This window comes from Herbidospora sp. NBRC 101105 (assembly GCF_030269205.1).
GTDB lineage: Bacteria > Actinomycetota > Actinomycetes > Streptosporangiales > Streptosporangiaceae > Herbidospora > Herbidospora solisilvae.
Window position 1 is genome coordinate 469,337 of record NZ_BSSX01000001.1, and the last position, 24,409, is coordinate 493,745.

Below are 24,409 nucleotides of genomic sequence, written 5' to 3' on the forward strand. Positions count from 1 at the left end.
CCGACATGCGCGTCGAGACGCAGGCCACGTCCCTTTCCTGGATCCCCTCGGAGGCGGTCAAGGGGTACACCCGGCCGATGTTCGAGGTCGGGATCTCCCACTACGACGAGCCGCCCCCCGGGCGCGTCGACGACCTGGAGGCGCTGCGCCGCGCCGACCGGTTCCGGTTCGCCAACGTGCTTCGCGTCTGGGCCGATTTCGGCGACGATGGCCGGGTGCTCGCCCACGGCGCCGGAGGAGGCGGGGTGATGGGCTCCACCACGGTCCGCCTGGGCCCGCTCGGCCTCACCCTGGCCGCGATCAGCCTGCCCGACCTGCTCACCGAGACGGTCGGCGACGGTTTCGTCACCGTCACCCGGTCGGCCGGCGGCCGTACCTCGTTGCCGTTCCCGCGCGCCACCGCCGGGATCCCGCGCTGGCGCTCCCCGCTCGTCTGGACCACGCTCTCGATCACCGTGCGCGCCGACGGGACCTCCGAGGTCACGCTGACGGGGGCCAGCCCGTTCCCGCGCCACTGGGTGTACGACGCCGACGGGCAGCTCATCCTCAAGGCGGGCGTCACCGACTTCCGGGCGTGGGCCGCCCAGCGTGCCACCCCGTGGGGCGCCGAGGACTCCCCGGTCGTCGTCACGGCCGCCGAGACCGCCCTCGAACGCGAACTGTCCCGGCTGATCATGCGGGGCACCCGCAAGCCGGTCGTCCGCGAGCTCAAGGAGGGCACGGCGCTGGTCCGCCAGGGCGAGCCCGGCGCGTCGCTGTTCCTGCTCCTCGACGGCGTCGTCACCGTCGACGTCGACGGCCGCGAGCTCGGCCGGGTCGGTCCGGGCGCGGTGCTGGGAGAGCGGGCCCTGCTGGAGAACGGCCACCGCACCGCCACGCTGACCGCGCTCACCCCGATCAGGGTGGCCGAGGCCGGCGCCGACACCATCGACCGGGCCGCCCTGGAACACCTGGCCCAGGGCCACCGCCGCGAGGAGTTCGCGTGAGACTGCACTTCCTGGGGGTACGCGGGTCGACGCCCGCGCCCGGCGCCGAGTTCACCCGGTGGGGCGGCCACACCTCGTGCGTGGCCGTGCTCCCCGACGGGTACGCGGCGCCGCCGCTGGTCCTCGACGCGGGGACCGGGATCAGGAACCTCGCGCCGGTCCCCTTCCGGGGCGTGATCGCGCTGTCGCACCTGCACTGGGACCACGTGCAGGGGTTGCCGTTCAGCCGGGCGGTCGACCACCCGGAGGCGTCGGTGGAGCTGATCGTGCCCGGTGCGCAGCCCCTCGCGCTGCTCACCCGGGCCTTCTCGCCGCCGCACTTCCCGATCGAGCCGGGAGGCCTGCGAGGAGCCGTGTCGGTGACCTCTTCCGGCGGGAGCCGTAAATATGACGGTTTCGAGCTGATCCAGGCGGAGGTGACCCACAAGGGCGGGACCACGGTCGGGACCCGGGTCGAGTGCGACGGCGTGGCCGTCGTCTACCTGCCCGACCACGCACCCCAGCTCGGCTCGGCGGCGGCCGAGGAGTTGTGCCGGGACGCCGACCTGATCGTGCACGACGGCCAGTTCCGGCCCGAGGAGCAGGCGCTGGCCGACGACTACGGGCACGCCTCGGTCACCGACGCGCTGGCCTTCGCCGAACGTTGCGGCGCGCGGGGGCTGCTGCTGACCCACCACGCGCCCGGCCGGACCGACGACCAGCTCGACGCCCTCGCCAAGGAGTGGCCCGACGTGCGGTTCGCCCGCGAAGGCGACGTCGTGACCGTCTAGATCTTGTGGCCGACCTCGTTCTCATAGGCGGTGAGCTGCTGCTCCAGCGCCTTCATCAGCTCGAAGACCTGCGCCGGGGGAATGCGCACCCGGCTCACGATCCGCGTGGGGACGCTGATGTACTGCTGGCCGTCGCCGTTGTCGGCCAGGCCGGGCGGGCGGGTGATCACCGCGAAGTCGAGCACGAACCCGTCCTGGGTATGCCAGACGGAGGCGAAGTTGGCGTACTGGCCGGCCTCCACTTCGGGGGTGATGCTCACTTCGAGTCGGCTCTCGGGCTCGTTGGTCAAATCCTCATCCCTCCGGGTCGCCTCCATGGTGCCCTGTCGGGGGAGCGTTCCCGCGTCCGACACGTCCTGTTCATTTGAGGATCGACGGAAGCGGCTGGGCGCCGCGCGTCGCGAGCATCTCTTTCATCAGGTCGATCTCGGCGGTCTGGCCGTCGACGATGTGCTGGGCGATGTTCCGGACCTCCGGACGTTCGGCCAGCTCCAGCGCGCCCTTGGCCATCTCGACGCCGCCCTCGTGGTGGCGGATCATCAGCTGCAGGAACAGCACCTCGGCCGCCTGCCCCTTCGCGTCGGCGAGCCGCTTCATCTCCTCGGCGGTGGCCATTCCGGGCATCACGCCCGGCGTCACCCCGGCCGCCGCCGCGTGGCCGTGCCCCGCCATCCACGTCATCGGCTTCACGCTGGAGGCCTGCGACAGGTCCCACTGCTGCAGCCAGCCGATGAACATTCCACGCTGCGCCGACTGCGTCGTGATGATGTCGTAGGCCAGCGTGCGCACCTTGTCGTCGGTGCTCTCGTCGCGCACCGCGAACGACATCTCGACCGCCTGCGCGTGGTGAACCCCCATGTCACGGGCGAAGCCGGCCTCGGGAGACAGGTCGCCGGGGGTGCCCGGCCGGGTGAGGTTGACCAGCAGCAGGACGATCGCGACGACCACGACGACGGCCGCGGCGACCGGGAGCAGAAGCGAACGGGGGTTCTTCATCGCCCTCAGATTACTTCCCGCCGGGACGCGATGGGCCAAACGGCTATCTATACCCACTATTCTCCTTGTCCATATGTGACCGCGTGATGGAGGGTCGATGACCAAGGAGAAAGCGCAGGCACGGCGTGACCGCATCGCCCAGATGAGGGCGCAGCAGCGGGCCAAGGAACGGCGGGCCGCTGTCCTCATGTGGGGTATCGGCGGCCTGGTCATCCTGCTTCTCGTCGGAAGCGTCGCCTTCTACATCATCCGTCAGGAGATGGACAAGTCGGAGGCCGAGAAGGCCGCGCTCGCCGCTCAGGAGGCGATGCTGCCCAAGGTCAAGAACTTCGAGTACAAGGGCGCCGGCCACGTCAACACGAAGGTCGCCTACAAGGAGACCCCGCCGGCCGGCGGCGAGCACAACCCCGCCTGGCAGACCTGCGGCATCTACGACCAGCCGATCAACAACGAGAACGCGGTCCACTCGATGGAGCACGGCGCGGTCTGGATCACCTACCAGCCCGACCTGCCGGCCGCCGAGGTCGACAAGCTGAAGGCGCTGGCGGGCGAGCCCTACATGCTGCTCAGCCCCTACCCCGGCCTCCCGTCGAAGATCGTCGCCTCGTCGTGGAACCACCAGATCCAGCTCGACAGCGCCTCGTCCCCCGACCTGAACGCCTTCATCCTCAAGTTCCGCCAGGGCGAGGACACCCCCGAGCTCGGCGCGAGCTGCGACGGCGGCGAGACCCGCTCCGCGGCCGACGCCCCGCTGCCCCCCGCCGGCTCCCAGCCGGCCCCGCAGCCGTCGGGCGCGCCGTCCATGTCGACGGACGCGCCCGCCCAGTAACAACCGGTTTGAGATTCAGGACGGCCCGTGCGCCCGTCCCTGAGGAAGATTCAGGGCGCGAGACACGGTCAGCCTTCGGCCGACCGTGTCTCGCTTGGGCCACGGGCCGTCCCATGTCGATAGGCTCTGCGGGCGATGTCAGGGATTGAGGCCGGGATGCAGAACACCCCCGTTGCGGAGGAGCCGGGTCCGCCGCAGCCGCCGCAGGCGACCAAGGGCGCCACGATCGCCCTCAGCGTCGCGCTGGTCTTCGTGGTGATCATGTCCGGGGTGCTCGGCACCGTCGCGGTGCTGATGACCAACAACCAGGACTCGCCGCCGCTGACCCAGCCGGTCGTGACCAAGCTCGCGGTGCCCATCCACTTCGCGCCCGTCGAGGCGTCGGGCACCGCCCCCTGCCCGGCCGAGACCGAGGCCGTCCTCGACGACGCCGGCACCACCTGCTACCAGCTCGAACCGGGCGTGACGCTGACGTCGGTGCAGAAGCTGGAGACCTTCACCGAGTCCGACGGCAGCTACTCGATCCGCGTGGTCCTGGCCCCCGACAACCGGGCCCAGATCGAAGACCTGACCCGCGACACCGTGAAGCGCCTGCTGGCGATCGTGGTCGGCGACAAGGTCGTCTCGACCCCGCGTGTGGCCCAGGAGATCACCCAGGACAGCCTGAGCATCGTCGGCGGCTTCACCAAGGACGAGGCCGACGCCTTCCTCGCCCGCCTCAAGGGCACCGGCGCCCCGCCCGCCCAGCCGCCCGCGAACCAGCCCACGAGCGACCCGGCCGCCACGAACCAGCCCGGCGTGACCGATCCCAACCAGCAGCCCGGCGGCACCGACCCGAACCAGCAGCCAGGCACCAACCAGCAGCCGGGCACCAACCAGCAGCCCTCCGCGAACAACCAGGGCGGCACGACCTCCCAGCGCTACCCGACCTGCGCGGCGGCCATCGCGGCCGCGGCCGGCCCATACACGAAGGGCATCCACGAGGAATACGAGTGGTACATCGACGTCGACAACGACGGCGTCGCGTGCGACCGCGACGACGTGTCCTGATTCCGGTCGTGTACGACCTGGGCGACGCCGCAGGCGACCCTCGCAGAGGGTGACGCGGCGATCGAGGTGATCGAGGGAGACTCGAACCTCGGCCGGCTATTTCGCTTTATGCCGGGACCATGCTCGGGGCGGCACCGACACGCGCGACAAGGGTCTCGTCGCCGCCGCGATGGCCGGTTATGCCGGATCCTAGTCAGGGCGATGCCGCCGAGCGGGATCCACACGCGTGGCAAGGATCCCTCGCCGCCGCGATGGCCGGTTAGCCGGGACGCCGCTCAGGGCGATGTCCTTGGGCTGGATAGACACGCGTGACAGGGGTCCCGTCGGCGCCGTGATGGCCGGTTAGGCCGGGACGGTGCTCAAGGCGATGTCGTCGGGTCTGATCGGCACCCGCGACAAGGGAAGGCCCGTCGCGGCTCGGACCGCCGCCGCGATGGCCGGGGTCGACGACAACGTCGGGGGTTCGCCCGCTCCCCGCAGCCCGTAGGGCGCGTGCGGGTCGGGGTTCTCCAGGATCGACAACTTCATCGGCGGCATGTCGAGGATGGTCGGGATCAGGTAGTCGGTGAACGACGGGTTCAGCACCTTCCCGTCGCGGACCTGGATCTCCTCCATCAGCGCCAGCCCGAGACCCTGGGCCGTGCCGCCGTGGATCTGGCCTTCCAGAGCGAGCGGGTTGAGGATCTTCCCGACGTCCTGGACGGCGGCCAGTTCGACCACCTTGATCAAGCCGAGCTCCACGTCGACGTCCACCACCGCCCGGTGCACGCACAACGCCAGCTGCGTGTGCGAGTCGCCCTGGCCGGTCAGCGGGTCCATCGGGAACGTCCGGCGGTGCCGGTACTCGCGGGTCTCCTCGATCGGGCCCTCGGCGGCCAGCACCTCGGCCACGCTCCGGCCGTCGGCCGTCAGCGCGTCGAGGCGTTCCTTCACCGCCAGGCTCGCGGCGCGGACCGCGCCCCCGGTGACGTAGGACTGCCGGGAGGCCGACGACGAGCCGGCCGAGCCGACGGTGGTGTCGGCGGGCACGATGGTGACCCGGTCGATGCCCAGTTCGGTCTGGGCGATCTGGGTCTTGACCATGATCAGGCCCTGCCCGACCTCGGCCGCCGCCGTGTGCACGAGCACGTGCGGCTCGTCGCCGAGCAGCTCCACCCGCACCCGGGCGGTCGAGTAGTCGTCGAAGCCCTCCGAGAAGCAGATGTTCTTGATCCCGACGCCGTAGCCGACGCCGCGCCTGACCCCCTCGCCGTGGGTGGTCTGCGCCACGCCGCCCGGCAGCTCGCGCAGGTCGCGCGACGACGGCCCCGGAAGAGGCATCGCGTCGAGCTCCCGCAGCATGTCGGCGAGCGGCGCGGGGGTGTCGATCACCTGGCCGGTGGCCAGCAGCGACCCTTGCGAGACCGCGTTGCGGATCCGGATCTCGACCGGCGACAGACCGCACGCCTCGGCCAGCCGGTCCATCTGCGACTCGTAGGCGTAACAGGCCTGGACCGCCCCGAACCCGCGCATCGCCCCGCAGGGCGGGTTGTTGGTGTAGGTCCCGTAGGCGTCGATGAAGACGTTGGGCACCTCGTAGGGGCCGACGCCGAGCGACGCGGCGTTCCCGACCACTGCCGGCGAGCTGGAGGTGTACGCGCCCCCGTCGAGCACGATCTCCGCCTTGACGTAGACGAGCCTGCCGTCGCGGGTCGCGCCGTGCTCGTAGCGCATCCAGGCCGGGTGGCGGTGGACGTGCCCGAAGAACGACTCCTCGCGGCCGTACACGAACTTGACCGGCTTGCCGGTGCGCAGGGCCAGCATCGAGGCGTGGATCTGCATCGACAGGTCCTCGCGGGCGCCGAACGCGCCGCCGACGCCCGCCAGCGTGAGGCGGACCTTGTCCTTCGGGAGGTTCAGGCAGGGCGCGATCTGGTCCTGGTCGACGTGGAGCCACTGGGTGGCGATGTAGAGGTCGACGCCGCCGTCCTCGGCCGGGACCGCGAGGCCCGACTCGGGGCCGAGGAAGGCCTGGTCCTGCATGCCGACCTCGTACTCGCCGGTGACGACCACGTCGGCGGTGAAGGTCGAGCCCACCCTGACGGGCTGGTGTCTGACCAGGTTCCCGTGCACGCTGACCTGCGGGCACTCCGGGTCGAAGGCGGCCCGGCGCGGGTCGGTGACGGCCTCGCGGGCCTCGTACACGACCTCGATGAGATCGGCCGCCCGGCGGGCCGTCTCCGGATGGTCGGCGGCCACCAGCGCCACCGGTTCCCCCTGGTAGCGGACCTGGTCGATGGCGAGGACGGGCTGGTCCTTGTGTTCGAGGCCGTAGAACTTCTCGCCGGGGACGTCCTCGTGGGTCAGCACGGCGTACACGCCCGGGACCTTCAGCGCGGGCCCCACGTCGATCGACCTGATCCACGCCGAGGGGTGGGGGCTGCGCAGCGTCGCGCCCCAGAGCATGCCGTCGAGCCACAGGTCGGAGGAGTAGGCGAACTCCCCGGTGACCTTCAGCGTGCCGTCGGGGCGGAGCAGGCTCTGCCCGATTCCCTGGCCGATTCCCTGGGTGCGTCCGGTGGCGATGCTCATAGACGCCCAGTAGACCAACCTTTTGTTTCCGGACCTATCGGCTGACCCATGAAACGCCGGGGCCGTAGAGGGCGGCGCTTGTAGATTCATCCAAATAAGGTGGGTCTTGTGCAGATAAGTGAGCTGCTGGCCCACGAGACGCTGCGGCTCATCCTGCTGACCGGGGAGCCGGTCGGCGAGATCACCGGCGTCGTGGTGACCGACCTGCCCCGGCCGGGCCGCTATCTGACCGGCGGCGAACTGGTGCTCACCGGCATGATGTGGCGGCACCGGCCGTCCGACTCGGAGGTCTTCGTCGACCATCTCGTCGAGGCCGGCGTCACCGCCCTCGCCGCCGGAGACGCCCGGCTGGGCCACGTGCCCGACGACCTCGTGGACGCCTGCCGCGAACGCGGCCTGGCCCTGATCGAGGTGCCGATCGAGGTGTCGTTCGGCGCGGTCATCGACGTGGTCGACCGCCGCATGGCCGGGGAACAGCGCCTGGCCCTCGGCCGCCACCGCCGCATCTTCGCCGCCGTGGCCGAGGGCGCCGGCCTCCCGGAACTCTTCCGGATGGCCCACGACGAACTCGGCGTCACCGGCGGCGTCGTCTCCTCGACCGGGCGGGTGATCGCCGGGGAGGTCCCCGACGCCTCCAGGATGGCCGCCGAGTTCCTCCGCGCCGTCCGCCTCCCGCACGTCACCGCCGACCCCCGCACGATCTTCACCGTCGACCGCAGCCCCCGCGTGGCCGGCTGGGCGCTGGTCCTGGACGGCGACGTCAACCCCGAGATCGGCTACGAGCTGGCCGCGTGCGCAGCCCTCGAACGCACCCGCATGGAAGAGGGCCGCCGGGTCGAACGGCGGCTGCTGGAGCAGCTCATCGGCCTGGCCGGCAGCGCCGACCTGCCGGAGTTGTCGGCCCGGATGCGCACCTGCGGCCTCGACGTGGCGGCGCCGTTCGCGATCGTCGCCTGCACCGCCCTGCGCGCCGGCGCCTCCGACGGCCCGGACGCCGCGACCCTGGGCGGGCTGGTCCTGGAGGAGATGCTCGACCGCTCGGTCGTCGCCGTGGCCGCCGCCGACACCGGACTGGCCGTGGTGCCCCTGCCCGGCTCCGTCGAGGAGCTGACCGGCCGGTTGACGGCGCGGCTCTCGGTCGTGGCGACCCCGGGGGTCCGCCTCTCGCTCGGCGTCAGCGCCGCCCTGACCGGTCCGGCGGCGATCCGGGGCGGGATCGAGGAGGCCGGGTACGCCCGGCGGATGGCCGAGGCCCGCGACGGCGGCCTGGTGACCAGCGACGAGATCTACACCCACGCATTGTTGCTGGCTACGGTGCCCGACGACATCCGGCGGGGGTTCGCTTCACGGCTGCTCGACCCGCTGTTCGGGTATGACCGGCGGCATCAGGCCGACCTGGTGCGGACCCTGTCGACTTTCCTCGACTGTGCAGGCTCGTGGAACGTCTGCGCCGAGCGGTTGCACGTGCACGTGAACACGGTGCGCTATCGCATCAGGCGGGTGGAGGAGTTGACGGGGCGGAATCTGACCACGATGGCCGACCGTGTGGATTTGTATTTGGCCCTCCGTGCCTCGTGATCGCACCTGGCCGTCAGCGGAAACAGTCGGGTGAGGCCCGCGCGCCTTTTCTGAACCGGCGCCGCGGAACTCCGTCTCGATGGCGCGGTCGCCGAATCCACTGGTGAAAAGGGTCACCGGAGCACGTGAGTCGTGGGCGCCCGGCGAAATCGACGGAATTGGCAGACCGGATTTTCCGGCCATTCTCTCGGTGAATCGATTCACTCACGCACGGGAGGACATTCGGAATCGACCCTTGCGCTGCTTTCCGATGAATCACCTTGTGCGCCGATAGGGCTCGCGGCGGCGTCCGACGGAAGAACCGGCGCCTCATTGATCATCTGTCCTCCCTTCGCCCGAGGGTTTCGCGATCGGCCGTGAGTGTCGATCGGGACAGAACGGTCTTCAAGGGAGGTTCCTCGCGTCGGGGGTGCTCCCTTTCATCTGCACGTGCATCTGGCGTCACCCCAGTCACTCCGCACCCACGATGTCAGGACTGTCCGATGTGTCTCTCACCATGCCTCTGGAGGCGATCGACCTGCGACGCGAGTAATTGAGGTGGCTTCAGTGGCCGGCCGGTCGGATGGTTGCCGGGACTCCGGTTTCCGGAGATCGCATTCCGTGATGATATGCAAGCGCTAGGTGATGACCGCAGGTGAAATAGAAAGAATCGCGGCACTGGCCAGTGCCGCGATTCCGAGTACATGCTGTGGCCGGGGGGATCCGCTCCCGGTGCCTGGGAGTGGGTGGGGGAGGCTCACATGGGGTTCACGCTAGGAAATTTCCCTTGACTTTCCTGACTCACGTAACGAGTCAGCAGCATTCCAGGCTGTAAGGGCGCAAGGGGGACGAAGCGGCGCTGGCGGCCGTAGCATTGATCCCTGCGGCGGTGGTAACCGCAACTAGGGTCGTAAGAGCAAGCATGATCAGGCGGCGTCGCACGGTGGGGCTCCCGTCGGGTCTAGAGGTTCTTGCATTTTTCCAGGGGGTGCTGGTGACCGGTCAAGATCTAGTGGGTCAGCGCATCAAGACCATCCGCCGACAGCGGGGGCTCTCTCAAGCGCAACTCGCACATCCTGAGCTGTCCGACAGCTATGTTTCCCTAATTGAGAGCGGTAAGCGTACCCCTACTCCGGCAGTTCTGGAGCTCCTGGCTCAAAAACTCGACTGTTCTCTCACTTATCTGGTCAACGGCGTCACCGCCGAACAGATGGAAGAGATCGAGGTCGGCCTGCGATTCGCGCGGCTGGCGCTGGAGAACGGCGAGGCGCAGGAGGCCCGCCGCCGCTACACCGAGCTCCTCACCGACACCAGTCTCACCGGCCTGGCCCAGCTCCGCCAGGAGGCCGAATACGGCTGCGCCCTGGCGACCGAGGCGTGCGGCGACCGGGCCGAGGCGATCCGGCTGCTCAAGGGGCTGCGCGCCGACACCGAGCGGCCGATGTCGGTCGAGTGGCAGGTGGCCGTCGCGGTCGCGCTCTGCCGCTGCTACCGCGACGAGGGCGAGCTCGGCGAGGCCGTGCGGGTGGGTGAGGCGCTGCTCGGCGGCAACTCCCGCCCCGCCTGGACCGACGCCCTGATCGAGCTCGGCTCGACCCTGCTCTCGGTCTACCGCACCCGCGGCGACCTGCTGCGGGCCCGCCACTTCGCCTCCGAGCTGCTGTCGGCCGCCGAGCTGCTGGGCACCCCCCGCGCCATCGTGGCCGCCTCGTGGAACGCGGCGTTCGTCGCCCAGGAGACCGGCCGGGGCGAAGAGGGCATGAGCCTGCTGGAGCGGGCCATGGCCATCCAGTCCGAGAACGGCGGCGACCCCCGCAACCTGGCCCGCCTCCGCGTGGCCTACGCGACCATGATCGTCCGCACCCGCGCCACCGACGTCGAGGTGGGCCGCGACCTGCTCCTGCGCGCCCTGCGCGAGCTGGGCGAGTCGTCGGCCTCGGTGCTCGACAAGGCCCGCTGCAACATCGAGCTTGCCCGCGCCGAACTGGCCCTGGGCCACCCGCGCGAGGCCGTCCAGTACGCCCGCGTCGCCGACGAGGCGCTGCGCGAGTCGGGCGGGGAACACTGGGCCGACGCCAACCTCGTCCAGGGCCAGGCCCTCCTTCTCCTCCACGAGGACGAAGAGGCCGCCGTGGCGCTGGGCAACGCCAACGAGTCGTTCGACCCGGCCCCGATGCGCCGCAGGGCCCAGAGCTGGATGACCGTGGCCGAGGCCTACGACCGCCTCCACGACCACGACCAGAGCATCCTCGCCGCCCAGAAGGCCCTGGCCTGCGTCGGCCTGTGACCCCGGCGAGACCGGTGGTCCCCGCGGCCCGGGAACGGGCTCGCGGTGAGACCACCGGCTCGCGTCGGTAGCCTTAGGGCGCCATGAAGAGTTCACCGATCGTCGCCGTTCTGGCCGTCGTCGCGGCCCTTCTGCTGCCCTCCGCGCCGGCCGCCGCGCACACCTCTCTGCGGAGCAGTGACCCCGCCGAGAACGCGCAGGTCACCGCGTTGCCCAAGGTGACGCTCGAGTTCAGCGAGTCGGTGCGGTTCCCGGCCGTCGTGCTGACCGGGCCCGACGGCGAGCGTTACGAGAACGGGAAGCCGCGGGTCGACGGCCGCAAGATCGTCCAGGACGTCGGTCCTCCGTCGGCGCTGCCCCCGGGGGCCTACACGATCGCCTACCGCGTCGTCTCCCGTGACGGGCACCCCGTCGAGGGGGAGATCCCGTTCACCTACGAGCCGGCCCAGCCGGGCGCGCCGAGCCAGCCGGCTCAGCCGGTGGTGCAGGCCGCCGCCGCGCCCACTCCGAGCGCCACCGCGAACCCCGACGGGCCCGAGGAGAGCAGGCAGATCCCCGCCTGGGTCTGGATCGTGGTCTTCGGGATCGCCGGCATCGGGATCGGCATGGCCTTCAGCATGCGTAAGAAGCCATAATGGCCGGAATGTCCGATGGGAAGGCCGCCCGGATGAACCGTACGGTCCGGCTCGCGATCGCGGGCGGGTGTGCCGCCGCCGGGGCGCTGGTGGTCGGCATGGTGGCGGGAGGCGCGGCCACGCCGCGGGTCATCCCGGGGCTGCCCGACGAGGGCACGCTCACCCGGTGGATGGTCCCGGTCTCCAAGCTCGGCATGGACGTCGCCGGGCTGGTCACCGTCGGGCTCCTCCTCATGGCCGCCGCGCTGCTGCCCTCCGACAAGGGGCTGCTCGGAAAGACGGCCCTCGGTTACGCCAAGGCGGCCAGCTGGTCGGCCCTGGTCTGGGGCGGGGCGGCGGCGCTCAACCTCGTCTTCGGGTTGTCGCAGTCGCTCGGCCAGCCGGTCGGCGTCGTGCTCGACGGCAATCAGCTGACCAGCTACGCCGGGCAGACGCCGCAGGGCATCGCGCTGACACTCGTCGTGCTCTTCTCGGTCTCGATCGCGCTGTTCGCGCGGGGGGCCATCACCGTCGGCGCGGCCGGCGGGCTGCTGGTGTTCTCGCTGGCCACGCTGCTGCCGCCGGCGCTGACCGGACACTCCTCCAGTGCGCCCAACCACGGGCTGGCGACCACGTCGGTCGCCTTCCACCTGCTCTTCCTGGCCCTGTGGGTCGGCGGGCTCGGGCTGCTCTGCTACCACGCCCTGCGTGGCCACGACCGGCTCCCGACGGCCGCCGACCGGTTCTCCCGCATGGCGTTCTGGTGCTTCGTCGGGGTCGGCCTGTCGGGGCTGGCGTCGGTCGCGGCCCGGCTCGCGTCGGTGTCGGATCTGTTCACCTCCGCGTACGGGGTGATCCTGCTCCTCAAGATCGTCGCCTATGGCGTGCTGGGCGGCGTCGGCTGGTGGCACCGCAGGCGCACCCTGCCCGACCTGGCCGCCGGAAAGCCGGGGGCGTTCGTCAGGCTGGCGCTGGGCGAGATCATGCTCATGGCCGGCACCGTCGGCATCGCGGTGGCGCTGGCGCAGACCGCGCCGCCGCCCGTCGAGACGCTGCCCACCGACCGGGCGTTCGACCTGCTCGGCTACGTCATGCCGCCGCCGATCTCGTTCACCAACCTGCTCAGGCTCTGGTGGTTCGACCTCTTCTTCGCGGTGATCGCGGCGGTCCTCGGGGGCCTGTACGTCGCCGGGGTCGTCCGCCTCGTCCGCCGCGGCGACAAGTGGCCGATCGGGCGGTCGATCGCGTGGGGCCTGGGCATCCTGATCCTCGTCCTGACCACCCAGAGCGGCGTGGCCCGCTACGCGCCGGTGCTGTTCAGCGTCCACATGACCGAGCACATGGTGCTCTCGATGCTGGTGCCGATCTTCCTGGTGCTGGGCGCCCCGGTGACGCTGGCGCTCCGGGCGCTGAAGCCCGCCGCGCGACGGGGCGACCGGGGGCCGCGTGAGTGGATCACCGTCGTCCTGCACAGCCGGGTCGCCAAGTTCGTCGCCCACCCGGCCATCGCGACCGCCCTGTTCGTCGTGTCGACGTACGCGCTCTACTTCACGCCGCTGTTCGAGTCGGCCATGGAGGAGCACCTCGGGCACATCGCCATGTCGCTGCACTTCCTGCTGGTCGGCACCCTGTTCTTCTGGGTGATCGTCGGGGTCGACCCGGCGCCGAACCAGCTGCCCTACTTCGGCCGCCTGCTGCTGCTGTTCGTCACGATGCCGTTCCACGCGTTCTTCGCGATGGCGATCATGAGCATGGGCAGCGTGCTGGCCGCCGACTGGTACGAGCAGCTCGGCCGGACGTGGGGCGCGTCGTCGTTGTCCGACCAGAACACCGGCGGGGCCATCGCCTGGGGCTTCGGCGAGATCCCGACATTGATCGTGCTCATCGCGCTGGCCATCCAGTGGTGGCGGGCCGACGAGCGGGTGGCCCGCCGCCAGGACCGCAAGGCCGACCTGGTCGCGGCCCGGACGGGCGGCACCGGTGACACCGAGCTCGACGCCTACAACGACTATCTGGCAAAGCTCAACAAGCGTGACCAAAAGCGGTAACGGGCATCATCTTCTGGGTTCGGCAAACCCTAAGCAAACGGCAACCGTTCCTTGAGCCTCACCCATTAGCGTCGCCGGTGAAGATCAGGGGAGTTGGAGAGCTTTGTCCGAGGAACTGCGGCTGCGTGAGGGCACCGGGCTGAAGCCCGCCCTTGAGGAATACCTGGGCGACTGGTCGGCCCGGACCGGCATCGCGGTCGAGACGTGGGCGCTGCCCGACGCGCCGCTGCCGTCGGCCGTCGTGCGGGGGGTCTACGCCGTGGTGACCGAGGCGCTCGCGAACGTCGAACGCCACAGCGGCGCCCGCCACGTCGCCATCGCCGTCACGGTCGGCGACACGGGCCTGCGCATGACCGTCAGCGACGAGGGCGTCGGCTTCTCCGAGGGCACCACCGGCCGGGGGCTGGCCGCCATGAAGGCCGGTTTCGTCGAGATCGGCGGCACCCTGTCGATCAACAGCGTGCTGGGCTCCGGCACGACGCTGAGCGGCGTCGTGCCGAAGCGGGCGCTCAGGGGAGCGTGAGGATCTCCACGCCCGAGTCGGTGACCAGCACCGTGTGCTCGAACTGGGCGGTGCGCCTGCCGTCTTTCGTCACGGCCGTCCAGCCGTCGGACCAGATCTCGTAGTCGATCGTGCCGAGCGTCAGCATCGGCTCGATCGTGAACGTCATGCCCGGCACCAGGGTCACCGTGAGCGACGGGTCGTCGTAGTGGGGGACGATCAGGCCGCTGTGGAAGGACTCGGCGATGCCGTGGCCGGTGAAGTCGCGCACCACGCCGTAGCCGAAGCGCTTGGCGTAGGCCTCGATGACCCGGCCGACGATGTTGAGCTGCCGGCCCGGCGCGACGGCCTTGATCGCGCGGTTGGTGGCCTCGCGGGTGCGCTCGACGAGCAGCCGCGACTCCTCGTCGACGTCGCCGCAGAGGAAGGTCGCGTCGGTGTCGCCGTGGACGCCGCCGATGAAGGCGGTGATGTCGACGTTGACGATGTCGCCGTCGTTGAGGACCGTGTCGTCGGGGATGCCGTGGCAGATGACCTCGTTGATCGACGTGCAGAGCGACTTGGGGTAGCCGCGGTAGCCGAGCGTCGAGGGGTAGGCGCCGTGGTCGAGCAGGAACTCGTGGCCGATCCGGTCGAGCTCGTCGGTCGTCACGCCCGGCGCGACGTGCCTGCCGACCTCTTCGAGGGCCTGGGCGGCGATGCGCCCGGCGACCCGCATCTTCTCGATCGTCTCGGGGGTCTGCACGTCTGACGCGCCGCGTTTCGGCTCCTTCTTCCCCACGTATTCCGGACGCTCGATGTGCGCGGGAACCTTGCGGGTGGGCGAGATCCGCCCGGGCCGGAGCAGTGTCGTCATGCGCGCAAGTCTATGTGCGCGCGGAAGGGGCAAGATGGCCGTTGTGAGCGAGCAAACTGGACACTGGTGGTTCTGTCTCAAGCACATGCGCGTCGAGGGCGACCAGGGGTGCCCCAACAAGGACCGCATGGGGCCCTACGACACCGAGGCCGAGGCGGCCAACGCGCTGGCCACGGCCTCGGCCCGCAACAAGGCCTGGAAGGACCAGGACAAGGACTGGGACGACGACTAGATCGGCGGCGCGGGATCGTTCTCGAAGCCGAATCTCCGTTACGGCTCCGCCTACCTCGGCCCCGGCCGCCGTCCATCCGCAACACCGCACCCGGCGCTCCCCGGCCGCGCCGCGTCGCCGCCGCGACGGCCGATCCCGCACGTCACGTGTGGGCGTACGGGGAACGGAAGGTCAGACCACCGCGTAGGCCCGGACCGGGAAGGTGCCCATCCCCGCCACCAGGGGCGGGGCCGCGTGGAAGCGGAAGCCCGACGCCGGGAGCGCGCCCAGGTTGGTGAGGTGCTCGACGATCGGGACGCCCGCGCCGAGCAGGGTGGTGTGGGCGGGGCGCTCGCCCTTCGGGGGAGTGGCGTCGATGTTGAACGAGTCGATGCCGACCAGGGCCGCGCCGCCCGCCACGAGGGCCGCCGAGGTCTCGGCGGTGAGGTGGGGGTGCCCGGTGAAGTAGGCGTCGGTGCCCCAGTTGGCGTCCCAGCCGGTGTGGAAGAGCACGGCCTTGCCCGCGACGTCGAGGTCGCCGGGCAGGTCGACGCCCTTCACGACCACGCCGTCGAGGTCGGCCAGCTTCTCCAGCGGCAGCCCCGACAGGTCGGCGCCGTCGGCGAAGCGGTGGTTGGGGCTGTCGAGGTAGGTGCCGGTGTTGGCGGCCATGGTGATCGTGCCGATGAAGAACTCGGTGCCCTCGGCGTAGAGGTCGCGGGAGGCCTCCCGGCTCAGGTGCACCCCCATGACCGGCGCGGGGATGCCCGGGTAGGTGATCATCCCTTCGACGATGCGGTGGCTCAGTTCGATGAGGCTCATGACTTCCGTGCCGCCTTCCGTGCGATGAACCGGCTGAGGGTGAGGACGCCGATGGCGCTCCACACGATGTTGAGGATCGCCGACGGCCAGGCGCCGTGATACCCGCTGTTGACGGCCAGGGCGGCCGCGCCGCCGAGGTTGATGGCCTGGTAGGCGAGGCTGTCGCCGGACATCTTGGACGCCGAGACGAGGCCGTAGGCGATGAGCAGGGCGATCGCGCCGAGTGTGCCGATCGCGGTGATGAACGTTGACATTTGCCCCTCATGTTCGCGGTATGTCCATTTGAAGGGCAAGTGAAGAAAACTTAATCGGCCAATAAGCTTCTCTACATGGAAATCGATCCCCGGCGGTTGCGGATCCTCCATGAGGTCGCCCGTCGCGGTGGCGTGATGAAGGCGGCCGAAGCGCTCCACCTGACTCCGTCGGCCGTCTCCCAGCAACTGGCCCAGCTCGAACGCGAGGTCGGCCTGGCCCTGCTCGACCGCTCCCAGCGCCGCATCTCCCTCACCCCGGCGGGGCGGGTGCTGTCGGCGTACGCAGAGCGCATCGAGGAACAGCTCTCCGAGGCGCGCGACGAGCTCAACCGCTTCACCGAACGCCTGTCCGGTCCGGTGACCATCGCCGCCTTCCCCACGGTGATCAGGCACCTGCTGGTGCCGGCCCTGCGGGTGCTCGCCGAGCGGCATCCCCGGATCGTCCCGGTGATCCACGAGGTGTACGGCAGCGACGCCCTCCAGGAACTCCGCCTGGGCGCCGTCGACCTGGTGGTGACCGAGCGCGACATGAGCACCCCCGCGCCGTCGCTCCCGTCGATGACCCGCCACCGCCTCTACGACGACGAATACCGGATCGTGGCCCCGCCCACCCTCGACCGCATCCCCGCCGACGTCGGCGAGCTGGCCGACCTGCCGTGGGTGGCGGGCGTGCCGTTCCAGGCCTGCGGCGCCGCCCTGGAGCGGCTCAGCCAGCTCCACGGCTTCGAGCCGCGGCGCACCCACATCATCTCGGAGTTCCCGCCCGTGCTCAGCCTGGTCGCGGCGGGCCACGGGGTGGCGATCGTGCCGTCGCTGGCGCTGCTCGACTTCCCCCGGGGCGAGGTCGTGGTGACCGGCATCCACGGGGTGGGGTCGCGGCGCATCGAGGCCCTGACCCGGGTGAGCCGGACGCGGTCGGGGGAGCCCGACCCGGTCCAGGCGGTGGTGATCGAGGTCCTGCGGGAGGCGGCCGAGGAACTGACCGAGCGGGTGGCGGTGCTGAGCGCCTCCCTGGAGGCCCACTGAACCCCAGGCCGCCCGGGTGCGGGCCGGTTCCCTCAATCCGGCACGCGCGGGCCGGTGATCCGGTCGGCCAGTCTGGCCAGACGTTCCCGCAGGCCCTTCCGGGGGGCCTCCCCGGCGGCCATGCTGACCAGGTGCTGGGCGCCGTCGAAGGTCAGCGGGGCGGTCAGCCGGGGGACCGCGAAGGCGTCGTGGGCCAGGGCCTCCAGCTCCGGGTCGCCGCCGTCGATGGCGAGGATGGTCGCGCCCGTCTTGCGGGCGTCGGAGACCCGTTCGAGCAGCGGCACGGGGGCCTGGCTCTCCGCCACCACGACCAGCGTCTCGCCCCGCCGCGCCTCCGAGAGGCGGTCGACGCCCACCCGTAGGTGCGGCGGCGCCGTCAGGTCGGGGGACCAGCGGACCAGCGTCGGGGTGAGCTGGGTCAGGCCCGATAAGCGGGCCTCGTCGGCCAGGTGGGCGGTCAGGTGCCAGGGTTCGTCGTCGGGGGTGCCGGCGATCAGCAGGCCTCCGGGAGAGCGGGTGGTGCGCATCGCCCTGCCGAGGGCGCGGGCCCGGTCGGGCCATTCGGTGGAGTCGAGGGCCTCGCGGAGGAGGCTGACCGCTTCGGCGTCCATGGTGTTCATCGTGCCCCAGGGGGTGGGGGCGCACCGGGGGCTTCGGTTTTTCCGGCACGGGACAATTCGCCTGACTCGGTACTTGACTCGCGTCTACTCGCGGGTAACCATCGGCTCACGGCGCCGTCCCCCGAGAAGTGATCCCGTGAAGGGCGGCATGTCCCCATGCGTCTTCGAGTCCGTGCGACCGTGCTCGCGATCGCGGCCCTCGTGTTCCCTCTCCTCGTGCCGTCGGGTGCTCAGGCCGCCGCGCCGGGCGACGTCGTCGAGGCCACCCCGACCACCGTCTACCTCGCGCCCGGCCGGCTCCTGGAGGTGCCGGTCCGGGCCTGGCACCTTCGCTACCGGTCGACCTCGGCGATCGGGGGGTCGAACGTCGTCTCCGGGACGTTGCTCGTCCCCAAGTCCGGATATTCAGGTAAACGGCCCATCGTCGGGTACGCCGTCGGCACCCACGGCCTCGGCGACCAGTGCGCGCCCAGCGCCGCCATGGCGAACGGGACCGAGCTCGAACTGGCCTTCGTCAGCCTGATGCTGCTCAAGGGCTGGGCCGTGGCGGTCACCGACTACGAGGGGCTGGGGACGCCGGGAGACCACACGTACATGGCCGGGAGATCCCAGGCGCACGCGGTGCTCGACTCGATCCGGGCGGCCACCCGGGTGCCCGACGCGGGGCTGGCGGCCGGCGGGCCCGTGGTGATCATGGGGTACTCGCAGGGAGGCGCGTCGGCGGGGTGGGCGGCCCAGCTCCAGCCGTCGTACGCCCCCGAGCTGCGGCTGCGCGGGGTGGCGGCGGGCGGCGTGCCGGCCGACCTGAGGAAGGTCGCCGAGAACGTCGACGGCGGCGGCGACTTCGGCCTGGCCGCGGCGGCCGGGCTCGGCTTCGACGCGGCCTACCCCGAACTGCGCCTGGCCGACTACCTCACCCCCGAAGGGGCCGCCCTGTTCGCCGACGCCCGGGACGACTGCGTCGACGAGCTGCGCGACAAGCTCGCCGGGCGTACCCTGACCGACCTCACCACCCAGGACGTCATGAACCGGCCCGACTGGAGCGCCCGCCTCCAGGAGAACCGCCTCGGCGCGACCCGGCCCGCCGTGCCCGTGTTCGTCTGGCACGGCACCGGCGACGAGATCATCCCGATCGCCGTCGGCCGCACACTGCGCTCCGAGTGGTGCGCCAAGGGCGGCACGGTCACCTGGACGAGCGTCCCGGCGCCCAGCCACGTGCTCGGCGCGGTCGAGGGCGGGCCGCTGGCCGTCGCGTGGCTGGCCGGGCGGGTGCTCGGGCTGCCGGCCTTCGGCAACTGCTGACCCGTGCCGGGGATGACGTGCGCCGGACCGGGTGTTGTCCCTGGCATGATCGAGAACATGGCCGACCGACTTGAAGATGTGACGATCGCGATCCTCGGCGGGACCGGCGACCAGGGCAACGGCCTGGCTCGCCGGTTCGCCCTGGCCGGGCACCGCGTGCTCATCGGCTCCCGCAGCGCCGAGCGCGCCCAGGCGGCGGCCGAGGCGCTGGCCGACGCGGGCCGCGTCGAGGGCGGCGCCAACGCCGACGTCGCCGCCGAGGCCGGCCTGGTGATCGTCGCGGTCCCGTGGGACGGCCACAAGGCGCTGCTCACCGACCTGGCCGACGTGCTGGCGGGCAAGATCGTGGTCGACTGCGTCAACCCGCTCGGGTTCGACAAGCAGGGCGCCTACGCCCTCCCCGTCGAGGAGGGCAGCGCGGCGCAGCAGGCCGCGGCGGTGCTGCCCGGCAGCCGGGTCGTCGGGGCCTTCCACCACGTGTCGGCCAAGCTGCTGCTCGACCCCGCGGTCGAGGCGATCGACCTCGACGTGCTGGTGCTCGGCGACGACCGCGAGGCCACCGACCTCGTGCAGGCCCTCGCGGCCCGCATCCCGGGGGTGCGGGGGATCTACGGCGGGCGGTTGCGCAACGCCCACCAGGTCGAGGCGTTCACGGCCAACCTGGTGTCGATCAACCGGCGCTACAAGGCGCACGCGGGCATCCGGGTGACCGACGTCTAGTCAGGCGTTCGCGACGAGCCAGTCGGCCACCGCTCCCGGCGCGACCACCTGGTGCAGGTGGTCGCCCGGGATCCGGGTCACCGGCCAGCCCCGCTCGTCGGCCTCCTTGGCCGGGCGCTCGTAGGGGTCGCTGAACCACAGGTAGGCGCCGCGCACGTGGTCCCACGTGTGCGGGACGGGGATGTGCTGGCTGTAGTAGAGCAACGGCAGGCGCGGCTGCTCGGCCACGATCTCGTCGCGGGTGCGCCGGTCGGGGACCAGCGCCGACACCATCTCCTCGGGCCACCAGTCGGTCCAGCGCGGCAGCACGCCGTTCTCGTCGGCCATCGCGCCCAGGAACGTCAGGTGGTCGGACTCGGCCGCCGGGATCGAGCCGCGCCGGGGCGGGAGGGCGGCGTCCACGAACAGCACCGCCGTCACCTGGCCGCGCAGGCGTTCGGCCACGAGGGGCACGTAGAGGCCGGCGTTGCTGTGGGCGACGACCACCACCGGGCCGTCGGGGGCCGCCACGGACACCTGGTCGACCACCCGCGGCCAGTAGGGCGGCGGGCCCGCCGTCACGTCGGTCAGCGACGGGACCACGGCGTGCCGGCCGCGGGCGCGGAGCTCGGCCGCCACCGGGGTCCACGTGGCCGGTCCGACCGCGGGGCTGTGCACGAGGAGGAAGGTGGCGTCCATGAGCACAAGCATTCACCCGCGGCGGCGATTTTGGATGGCTTGTCCGCTGCCCGTGAACAATCTTCTAGACCACGAGCGTCGGGAGAGCCGGCCGGCGGCGCGTGCCGTCGTAGTCGTGCCAGGCCGATCTCAGGCCCTCGACGCAGCGGGTCAGCTCGGGCTCGGGGTGCACGAACGGCAGGCGCAACATGATCTCGTAGCCGGTCCCGGCCGGGTCGAAGGCCGTTCCGGGCGGCACCGCGACCCCGTGGCGGGCGGTGACCTGAGCGAACGCACCCGCGTCGCCCCGGGGCAGGCGCACCCACAACGTCTGCCCGCCCGCCACCGGCCGGGCCGACCACTCGGGCAGGTGCTCGCGCAGCAGCGCGACCAGGTGGTCGTGGCGGCGCTTCAGCGTCTCCAGCCGGGCCCGCCGCACCTCGTCGGCCCGGTCGAGCAGGATCGCCGCCGCGAGCTGGCCGACGGCGTCGCCGCCCAGGTCGTGGACGGCCCGCCGCCGGGCCAGGCGGGAGATCACCGGCTCCGCCGCCCTGATCCAGCCGACCCGCAGGCCGCCCCACACCAGCTTGCTCAGCGAGCCCACCGTGAGGACCTGCTCGCCCCGGGCGTAGGCGGCCAGCGGGAGCGGGCGCTCGCCGTCGAAGCACAACTCGGCCGGGACCGCGTCGTCGATCAGCGGCACGTCGGCCTCCTCGGCCCACGCCACCAGGCGGCGCCGGGCCAGGGGCGGCATCACCCGGCCGGTGGGGTTGTGGGCGGTCGGGATCGTGTACGCCAGCGCGGGCCGCACCGGCGCCGACCGGCCACGGGGTGACAACACGCCCCGTTCGTGCAGCTCGTCGAGGTCGCAGGCGTCGATCCTGGCCCCGGCGTCGAGCAGGATCTCCGACGCCCCGGTGTAGGTGGGCGACTCCAGCCGTACCGTGTCGCCGGGGCTGACGAACTGGCTCGCCAGCAGGGAGATCGCCTGCTGGCCGCCGTTGGTGGCGAGGATCTGGCCGGGCTCGGTCGGCAGGCCGAGCCGGGTGAAGTGGCGGGCCACCGCGCGCCGGAACTCCGGCAGCCCGGCCGGGTGGTAGCCGATGTCGCGGGGCAGCCGCGTCGCCGCCTCGCGGTAGGCCTCGACCAGTTCCGGCGGCGGCTCGACGGGGGCCGCGCAGGTCAGCAGCGTCACCCCGTCGGGCGGGTCGAGCACGTGCAGCAGCAGCGGGTTGGCGACCGCGCCGGACGAGCGGCTGACCGGCAGCTGCGCCTCGGCCACACGCGTGCCGCTGCCGCGCCGCCGCACCAGGCGGCCCTCCTGCTGGAGCAGGTCGTACGCCGCGACGACCGTCCCCCGCCCGACCGCCAGCCGCCGGGCCAGCACCCGGTCGGGCGGCAGCAGGGAGCCGGGGGCGAGCAGCCCGTCGTCGACGAGGCCGCGTAATCGGGCGGCCAGCAGCAGATAGAGCGGGCCCCGCCCGGACGCCCAGCGCCCGAGCCAGCCGACGAGGCGATCCTCCTCCGTCATGCCGCCATGGTGACATTGGATCGCGATGCGAGCCAATTCACCGTGATTGGCTCTCCAACCAGTCCGCGTGACCCGTCATCCTTAGCTGTGTGACTGATTTGCGACCGGATACACGAGTTGTCCACCTTCCCAAGGTTCAGCCAGAAGGTAGTGCGCCGATTTCGACGCCGATCTACCAGACCTCCGGGTTCCTGTTCGACGACCCGGCCGTGTTCGCCGACGGCATGGACCGCCCCGACGGCGCCTTCGTCTACGGCCGCTACTCCAACCCCACCACCCGGGTGTTCGAGGAGGCCGTCGCCGGCCTGGAGGGCGGCGTCGCCGCCGTCGCCGCCGCGACGGGCATGGGCGCGATCAACACCGTCTTCCTGGCCCTGCTCAGCCCCGGCGACCACGTGGTCGCGCAGCACTCCCTGTACGGGGGCACCGGCCACATGCTGGAGGAACTGGAGGCCAGGTTCGGGATCTCGGTCACGTACGTGCCCGAGGACGACCCCGAGGCGGCCCGCGCGGCCTTCCGCCCGGAGACCAGGCTCCTCTACCTGGAGACCATCGCCAACCCGATGACCCAGGTCGCCGACCTGCCGGGCATGTGCGCCGTGGCCCGCGAGGCGGGCGTCCCGGTAATGGTCGACAACACCTTCGCCTCGCCCGTCGTGTGCCGGCCCATCGAGCACGGCGCCTCGATCGTCGTGCACTCCTCGACGAAGTACCTGTCCGGCCACGCCGACATCGTCGGCGGCATCTCCGTCTTCGCCGACCACGAGCTGCACCGCAAGGTCTGGAAGTTCCACTGCGGCCTCGGCGCGGCGCCCGACCCGTTCGCGTCGTGGTTGTCGCTGCGCGGCCTCCAGACGCTGCCGCTGCGGATGGCCCGGCACAACGAGAACGCCCGCCTGCTGGCCACCCGGTTCGCCGAGCACCCGGCCGTCGCGGCGGTCCACTGGCCGGGGCTGCCCACGCACAAGTCGCACGCCCTGGCCGTCAAGCTGCTGCCCGACTTCGGCGGCGTCTTCTCCATCGACCTCGCGGGCGGCCGGGAGGCCGGAGTGCGGTTCATGAAGTCGCTGAAGGTGGCGCTGCTCGCGCCCTCGCTCGGCGGCGTCGAGACGCTGGTCCTGCACCCCGCGTCCACCTCCCACCGCTCGGTCTCCGACGCCGCGCTGGCGGCGGCGGGCATCAACCCCGGCACGGTCAGGATCGCGGTCGGCATCGAACACCCCGAGGACCTGTGGGCCGACTTCGCCCAGGCCCTCGGCTGAGTGGTCCGTCCGGAGCTGCGCCATGATGGGCCGATGACGCTCACCCGTGACGACGTGATCGAGGCCGCTTCGGTGATCGGCGGGCGCGTCCGGCGCACGCCGGTCGTCGAGGCCGCCCCCGGGGTCTGGCTCAAGCTGGAGTGCCTCCAGCACGCGGGCTCGTTCAAGGTCCGCGGCGCCTTCAACCGCATGCTCTCCGCCGACCTCCCGGCGGCCGGGGTGATCGCCGCCAGCGGCGGCAACCACGGCCTGGCGGTGGCCCACGCGGCGCGGGCGCTGGGGATCAGGGCGGAGATCTTCGTCCCCGAGGTCTGCGCGCCGGTCAAGATCGCCGGCCTGCGCGCGCTCGGCGCCGAGGTCGTGGTGACCGGCGCCATCTACGCCGACGCCCTCGGCGCCTCCCGCAAGCGCGCCGCCGAGACCGGCGCCCTGGAACTGCACGCCTACGACCAGCACGAGGTCGTCGCCGGTCAGGGGACGCTGGCCCTGGAACTGGAGGAGCAGGTCCCGGGCCTGGACACGATCGTGGTCGCGGCGGGCGGCGGCGGCCTCTCGGGGGGAGTGCGGGCGGCGTTCGGCGGCGAGGTCGTGGTGGTCGAACCCGAACTCATCCCGACGATCCACGAGGCGCTCGCGGCGCGAGAGCCCGTCCAGGTGAACGTCTCCGGCCTCGGTGCCGACGCGCTGGGTGCCAGCAGGGCCGGTCAGATCGCGCTCGACGTGCTCCAGGATCGGGTGACGAGCGTGCTGGTGAGCGACGAGGCGATCGCCGAGGCCCGCCGCACCCTGTGGCGGGACCACCGCGTCGCGGCCGAGCACGCGGGCGCGGCGGCCTACGCGGCGCTGCTGTCGGGCCGGTGGACGCCCCCGCCGGGGAGCACGACGGCGATCGTGGTGTGCGGCTCGAACACCGACCCGGCGACACTGGCCTAACTCGG

At 71.6% G+C, this 24,409-nt stretch carries 24 protein-coding genes; 15 read left to right on the forward strand and 9 right to left on the reverse strand.

Features of this window, described 5'->3' with window-relative positions; all coding sequences use genetic code 11:
- Nucleotides 1-5 precede the first annotated feature (5 nt).
- Complete coding sequence (locus QSK34_RS02155; protein ID WP_285579279.1) at nt 6-986, forward strand: cyclic nucleotide-binding domain-containing protein; 981 nt, start codon at nt 6-8, stop codon at nt 984-986.
- Nucleotides 983-1,756 (forward strand): MBL fold metallo-hydrolase, encoded by a 774-nt coding sequence (locus tag QSK34_RS02160; RefSeq protein ID WP_285579280.1) that lies wholly within the window; start codon nt 983-985, stop codon nt 1,754-1,756. The genes QSK34_RS02155 and QSK34_RS02160 overlap by 4 nt, the downstream gene beginning before the upstream one ends.
- On the opposite strand, the gene QSK34_RS02165 is transcribed toward QSK34_RS02160, so the two are convergent.
- Together QSK34_RS02165 and QSK34_RS02170 are read right to left on the reverse strand one after the other, a co-directional pair.
- Entirely contained in the window at nt 1,753-2,046 is a 294-nt protein-coding gene (locus tag QSK34_RS02165; protein ID WP_030450588.1) for a DUF3467 domain-containing protein, read from the reverse strand. The two genes, QSK34_RS02160 and QSK34_RS02165, sit on opposite strands and share 4 nt — an antisense overlap.
- Before the next feature lie 70 nt (nt 2,047-2,116).
- Nucleotides 2,117-2,752 (reverse strand): DUF305 domain-containing protein, encoded by a 636-nt coding sequence (locus QSK34_RS02170; protein WP_285579283.1) that lies wholly within the window; start codon nt 2,750-2,752, stop codon nt 2,117-2,119.
- A 97-nt stretch (nt 2,753-2,849) separates the two neighbouring features.
- On the opposite strand from QSK34_RS02170, the gene QSK34_RS02175 reads away from it, so the two are divergent.
- Both QSK34_RS02175 and QSK34_RS02180 read left to right on the forward strand, forming a co-directional pair.
- Nucleotides 2,850-3,581: a thioredoxin-like domain-containing protein gene (locus QSK34_RS02175; RefSeq protein ID WP_030450586.1), complete on the forward strand. Its 732-nt coding sequence runs from the start codon at nt 2,850-2,852 to the stop codon at nt 3,579-3,581.
- A gap of 135 nt (nt 3,582-3,716) precedes the next feature.
- Entirely contained in the window at nt 3,717-4,631 is a 915-nt protein-coding gene (locus QSK34_RS02180) for a SecDF P1 head subdomain-containing protein (protein WP_285579285.1), read from the forward strand.
- Nucleotides 4,632-4,973: 342 nt separating this feature from the next.
- On the opposite strand, the gene QSK34_RS02185 is transcribed toward QSK34_RS02180, so the two are convergent.
- Complete coding sequence (locus QSK34_RS02185; RefSeq protein ID WP_285579287.1) at nt 4,974-7,202, reverse strand: molybdopterin cofactor-binding domain-containing protein; 2,229 nt, start codon at nt 7,200-7,202, stop codon at nt 4,974-4,976.
- Nucleotides 7,203-7,310: 108 nt separating this feature from the next.
- Here QSK34_RS02185 and QSK34_RS02190 point away from each other — a divergent pair, with 108 nt between their 5' ends.
- From QSK34_RS02190 to QSK34_RS02210, 5 genes are all read left to right on the forward strand, one after another.
- Entirely contained in the window at nt 7,311-8,780 is a 1,470-nt protein-coding gene (locus QSK34_RS02190) for a PucR family transcriptional regulator (protein WP_285579289.1), read from the forward strand.
- Between the two features lie 991 nt (nt 8,781-9,771).
- Nucleotides 9,772-11,046 (forward strand): helix-turn-helix domain-containing protein, encoded by a 1,275-nt coding sequence (locus tag QSK34_RS02195; RefSeq protein ID WP_285582006.1) that lies wholly within the window; start codon nt 9,772-9,774, stop codon nt 11,044-11,046.
- Between the two features lie 83 nt (nt 11,047-11,129).
- Nucleotides 11,130-11,681 (forward strand): copper resistance CopC family protein, encoded by a 552-nt coding sequence (locus QSK34_RS02200; protein WP_285579291.1) that lies wholly within the window; start codon nt 11,130-11,132, stop codon nt 11,679-11,681.
- 8 nt (nt 11,682-11,689) lie between these two features.
- A complete protein-coding gene (locus QSK34_RS02205) occupies nt 11,690-13,708 on the forward strand; it encodes a bifunctional copper resistance protein CopD/cytochrome c oxidase assembly protein (protein WP_285579293.1) in 2,019 nt (672 codons plus the stop codon).
- A 103-nt stretch (nt 13,709-13,811) separates the two neighbouring features.
- A complete protein-coding gene (locus QSK34_RS02210; RefSeq protein WP_030450579.1) occupies nt 13,812-14,231 on the forward strand; it encodes a sensor histidine kinase in 420 nt (139 codons plus the stop codon).
- On the opposite strand, the gene map is transcribed toward QSK34_RS02210, so the two are convergent.
- A complete protein-coding gene (gene map / locus QSK34_RS02215) occupies nt 14,218-15,066 on the reverse strand; it encodes a type I methionyl aminopeptidase (RefSeq protein WP_285579295.1) in 849 nt (282 codons plus the stop codon). The two genes, QSK34_RS02210 and map, sit on opposite strands and share 14 nt — an antisense overlap.
- Before the next feature lie 43 nt (nt 15,067-15,109).
- Between map and QSK34_RS02220 the strand changes: the two genes are divergently transcribed.
- The gene (locus QSK34_RS02220) at nt 15,110-15,298 is read left to right on the forward strand and encodes a hypothetical protein (RefSeq protein ID WP_235966816.1); all 189 of its coding nucleotides are present in this window, start codon (nt 15,110-15,112) and stop codon (nt 15,296-15,298) included.
- Nucleotides 15,299-15,469: 171 nt separating this feature from the next.
- Here QSK34_RS02220 and QSK34_RS02225 read toward each other — a convergent pair whose 3' ends face one another.
- Both QSK34_RS02225 and QSK34_RS02230 read right to left on the reverse strand, forming a co-directional pair.
- Nucleotides 15,470-16,099, reverse strand: coding sequence for a cyclase family protein (locus tag QSK34_RS02225; protein WP_285579299.1), 630 nt, complete (start codon nt 16,097-16,099; stop codon nt 15,470-15,472).
- Nucleotides 16,096-16,353 (reverse strand): CBU_0592 family membrane protein, encoded by a 258-nt coding sequence (locus QSK34_RS02230; protein ID WP_161480255.1) that lies wholly within the window; start codon nt 16,351-16,353, stop codon nt 16,096-16,098. Before QSK34_RS02230 ends, QSK34_RS02225 begins: the two co-directional genes overlap by 4 nt.
- A gap of 75 nt (nt 16,354-16,428) precedes the next feature.
- On the opposite strand from QSK34_RS02230, the gene QSK34_RS02235 reads away from it, so the two are divergent.
- On the forward strand, nt 16,429-17,379 hold the full coding sequence (locus QSK34_RS02235) for a LysR family transcriptional regulator (RefSeq protein WP_285579302.1): 951 nt from the start codon (nt 16,429-16,431) through the stop codon (nt 17,377-17,379).
- 32 nt (nt 17,380-17,411) lie between these two features.
- On the opposite strand, the gene QSK34_RS02240 is transcribed toward QSK34_RS02235, so the two are convergent.
- Entirely contained in the window at nt 17,412-17,990 is a 579-nt protein-coding gene (locus QSK34_RS02240) for a hypothetical protein (RefSeq protein WP_285579304.1), read from the reverse strand.
- Nucleotides 17,991-18,155: 165 nt separating this feature from the next.
- Between QSK34_RS02240 and QSK34_RS02245 the strand changes: the two genes are divergently transcribed.
- The gene (locus QSK34_RS02245; RefSeq protein ID WP_285579306.1) at nt 18,156-19,301 is read left to right on the forward strand and encodes a lipase family protein; all 1,146 of its coding nucleotides are present in this window, start codon (nt 18,156-18,158) and stop codon (nt 19,299-19,301) included.
- Between the two features lie 57 nt (nt 19,302-19,358).
- Complete coding sequence (npdG, locus tag QSK34_RS02250) at nt 19,359-20,021, forward strand: NADPH-dependent F420 reductase (RefSeq protein ID WP_285579308.1); 663 nt, start codon at nt 19,359-19,361, stop codon at nt 20,019-20,021.
- On the opposite strand, the gene QSK34_RS02255 is transcribed toward npdG, so the two are convergent.
- Together QSK34_RS02255 and QSK34_RS02260 are read right to left on the reverse strand one after the other, a co-directional pair.
- Complete coding sequence (locus tag QSK34_RS02255; protein WP_285579310.1) at nt 20,022-20,699, reverse strand: alpha/beta fold hydrolase; 678 nt, start codon at nt 20,697-20,699, stop codon at nt 20,022-20,024. It abuts the gene before it with no gap.
- Nucleotides 20,700-20,763: 64 nt separating this feature from the next.
- Nucleotides 20,764-22,209: an aminotransferase-like domain-containing protein gene (locus QSK34_RS02260; RefSeq protein WP_285579312.1), complete on the reverse strand. Its 1,446-nt coding sequence runs from the start codon at nt 22,207-22,209 to the stop codon at nt 20,764-20,766.
- Nucleotides 22,210-22,298: 89 nt separating this feature from the next.
- Between QSK34_RS02260 and QSK34_RS02265 the strand changes: the two genes are divergently transcribed.
- Nucleotides 22,299-23,471 (forward strand): trans-sulfuration enzyme family protein, encoded by a 1,173-nt coding sequence (locus QSK34_RS02265; protein ID WP_285579314.1) that lies wholly within the window; start codon nt 22,299-22,301, stop codon nt 23,469-23,471.
- 33 nt (nt 23,472-23,504) lie between these two features.
- The gene (locus tag QSK34_RS02270; protein ID WP_285579316.1) at nt 23,505-24,404 is read left to right on the forward strand and encodes a threonine/serine dehydratase; all 900 of its coding nucleotides are present in this window, start codon (nt 23,505-23,507) and stop codon (nt 24,402-24,404) included.
- Nucleotides 24,405-24,409 lie beyond the last annotated feature (5 nt).

Excerpts from the sequence above, each read along its gene's own strand:
- QSK34_RS02155 (WP_285579279.1), top strand. The coding sequence starts at position 6 with ATGCGCGTCGAGACGCAGGCCACGTCCCTTTCCTGGATCCCCTCGGAG.
- QSK34_RS02270 (WP_285579316.1), top strand. The coding sequence starts at position 23,505 with ATGACGCTCACCCGTGACGACGTGATCGAGGCCGCTTCGGTGATCGGC.
- map (WP_285579295.1), bottom strand. The coding sequence starts at position 15,066 with ATGACGACACTGCTCCGGCCCGGGCGGATCTCGCCCACCCGCAAGGTT.
- QSK34_RS02205 (WP_285579293.1), top strand. The coding sequence starts at position 11,690 with ATGTCCGATGGGAAGGCCGCCCGGATGAACCGTACGGTCCGGCTCGCG.
- QSK34_RS02260 (WP_285579312.1), bottom strand. The coding sequence starts at position 22,209 with ATGACGGAGGAGGATCGCCTCGTCGGCTGGCTCGGGCGCTGGGCGTCC.
- QSK34_RS02245 (WP_285579306.1), top strand. The coding sequence starts at position 18,156 with ATGCGTCTTCGAGTCCGTGCGACCGTGCTCGCGATCGCGGCCCTCGTG.
- QSK34_RS02200 (WP_285579291.1), top strand. The coding sequence starts at position 11,130 with ATGAAGAGTTCACCGATCGTCGCCGTTCTGGCCGTCGTCGCGGCCCTT.
- QSK34_RS02185 (WP_285579287.1), bottom strand. The coding sequence starts at position 7,202 with ATGAGCATCGCCACCGGACGCACCCAGGGAATCGGCCAGGGAATCGGG.
- QSK34_RS02175 (WP_030450586.1), top strand. The coding sequence starts at position 2,850 with ATGACCAAGGAGAAAGCGCAGGCACGGCGTGACCGCATCGCCCAGATG.
- QSK34_RS02255 (WP_285579310.1), bottom strand. The coding sequence starts at position 20,699 with ATGGACGCCACCTTCCTCCTCGTGCACAGCCCCGCGGTCGGACCGGCC.
- QSK34_RS02235 (WP_285579302.1), top strand. The coding sequence starts at position 16,429 with ATGGAAATCGATCCCCGGCGGTTGCGGATCCTCCATGAGGTCGCCCGT.
- npdG (WP_285579308.1), top strand. The coding sequence starts at position 19,359 with ATGGCCGACCGACTTGAAGATGTGACGATCGCGATCCTCGGCGGGACC.
- QSK34_RS02230 (WP_161480255.1), bottom strand. The coding sequence starts at position 16,353 with ATGTCAACGTTCATCACCGCGATCGGCACACTCGGCGCGATCGCCCTG.
- QSK34_RS02225 (WP_285579299.1), bottom strand. The coding sequence starts at position 16,099 with ATGAGCCTCATCGAACTGAGCCACCGCATCGTCGAAGGGATGATCACC.
- QSK34_RS02240 (WP_285579304.1), bottom strand. The coding sequence starts at position 17,990 with ATGGACGCCGAAGCGGTCAGCCTCCTCCGCGAGGCCCTCGACTCCACC.
- QSK34_RS02180 (WP_285579285.1), top strand. The coding sequence starts at position 3,717 with ATGTCAGGGATTGAGGCCGGGATGCAGAACACCCCCGTTGCGGAGGAG.
- QSK34_RS02170 (WP_285579283.1), bottom strand. The coding sequence starts at position 2,752 with ATGAAGAACCCCCGTTCGCTTCTGCTCCCGGTCGCCGCGGCCGTCGTC.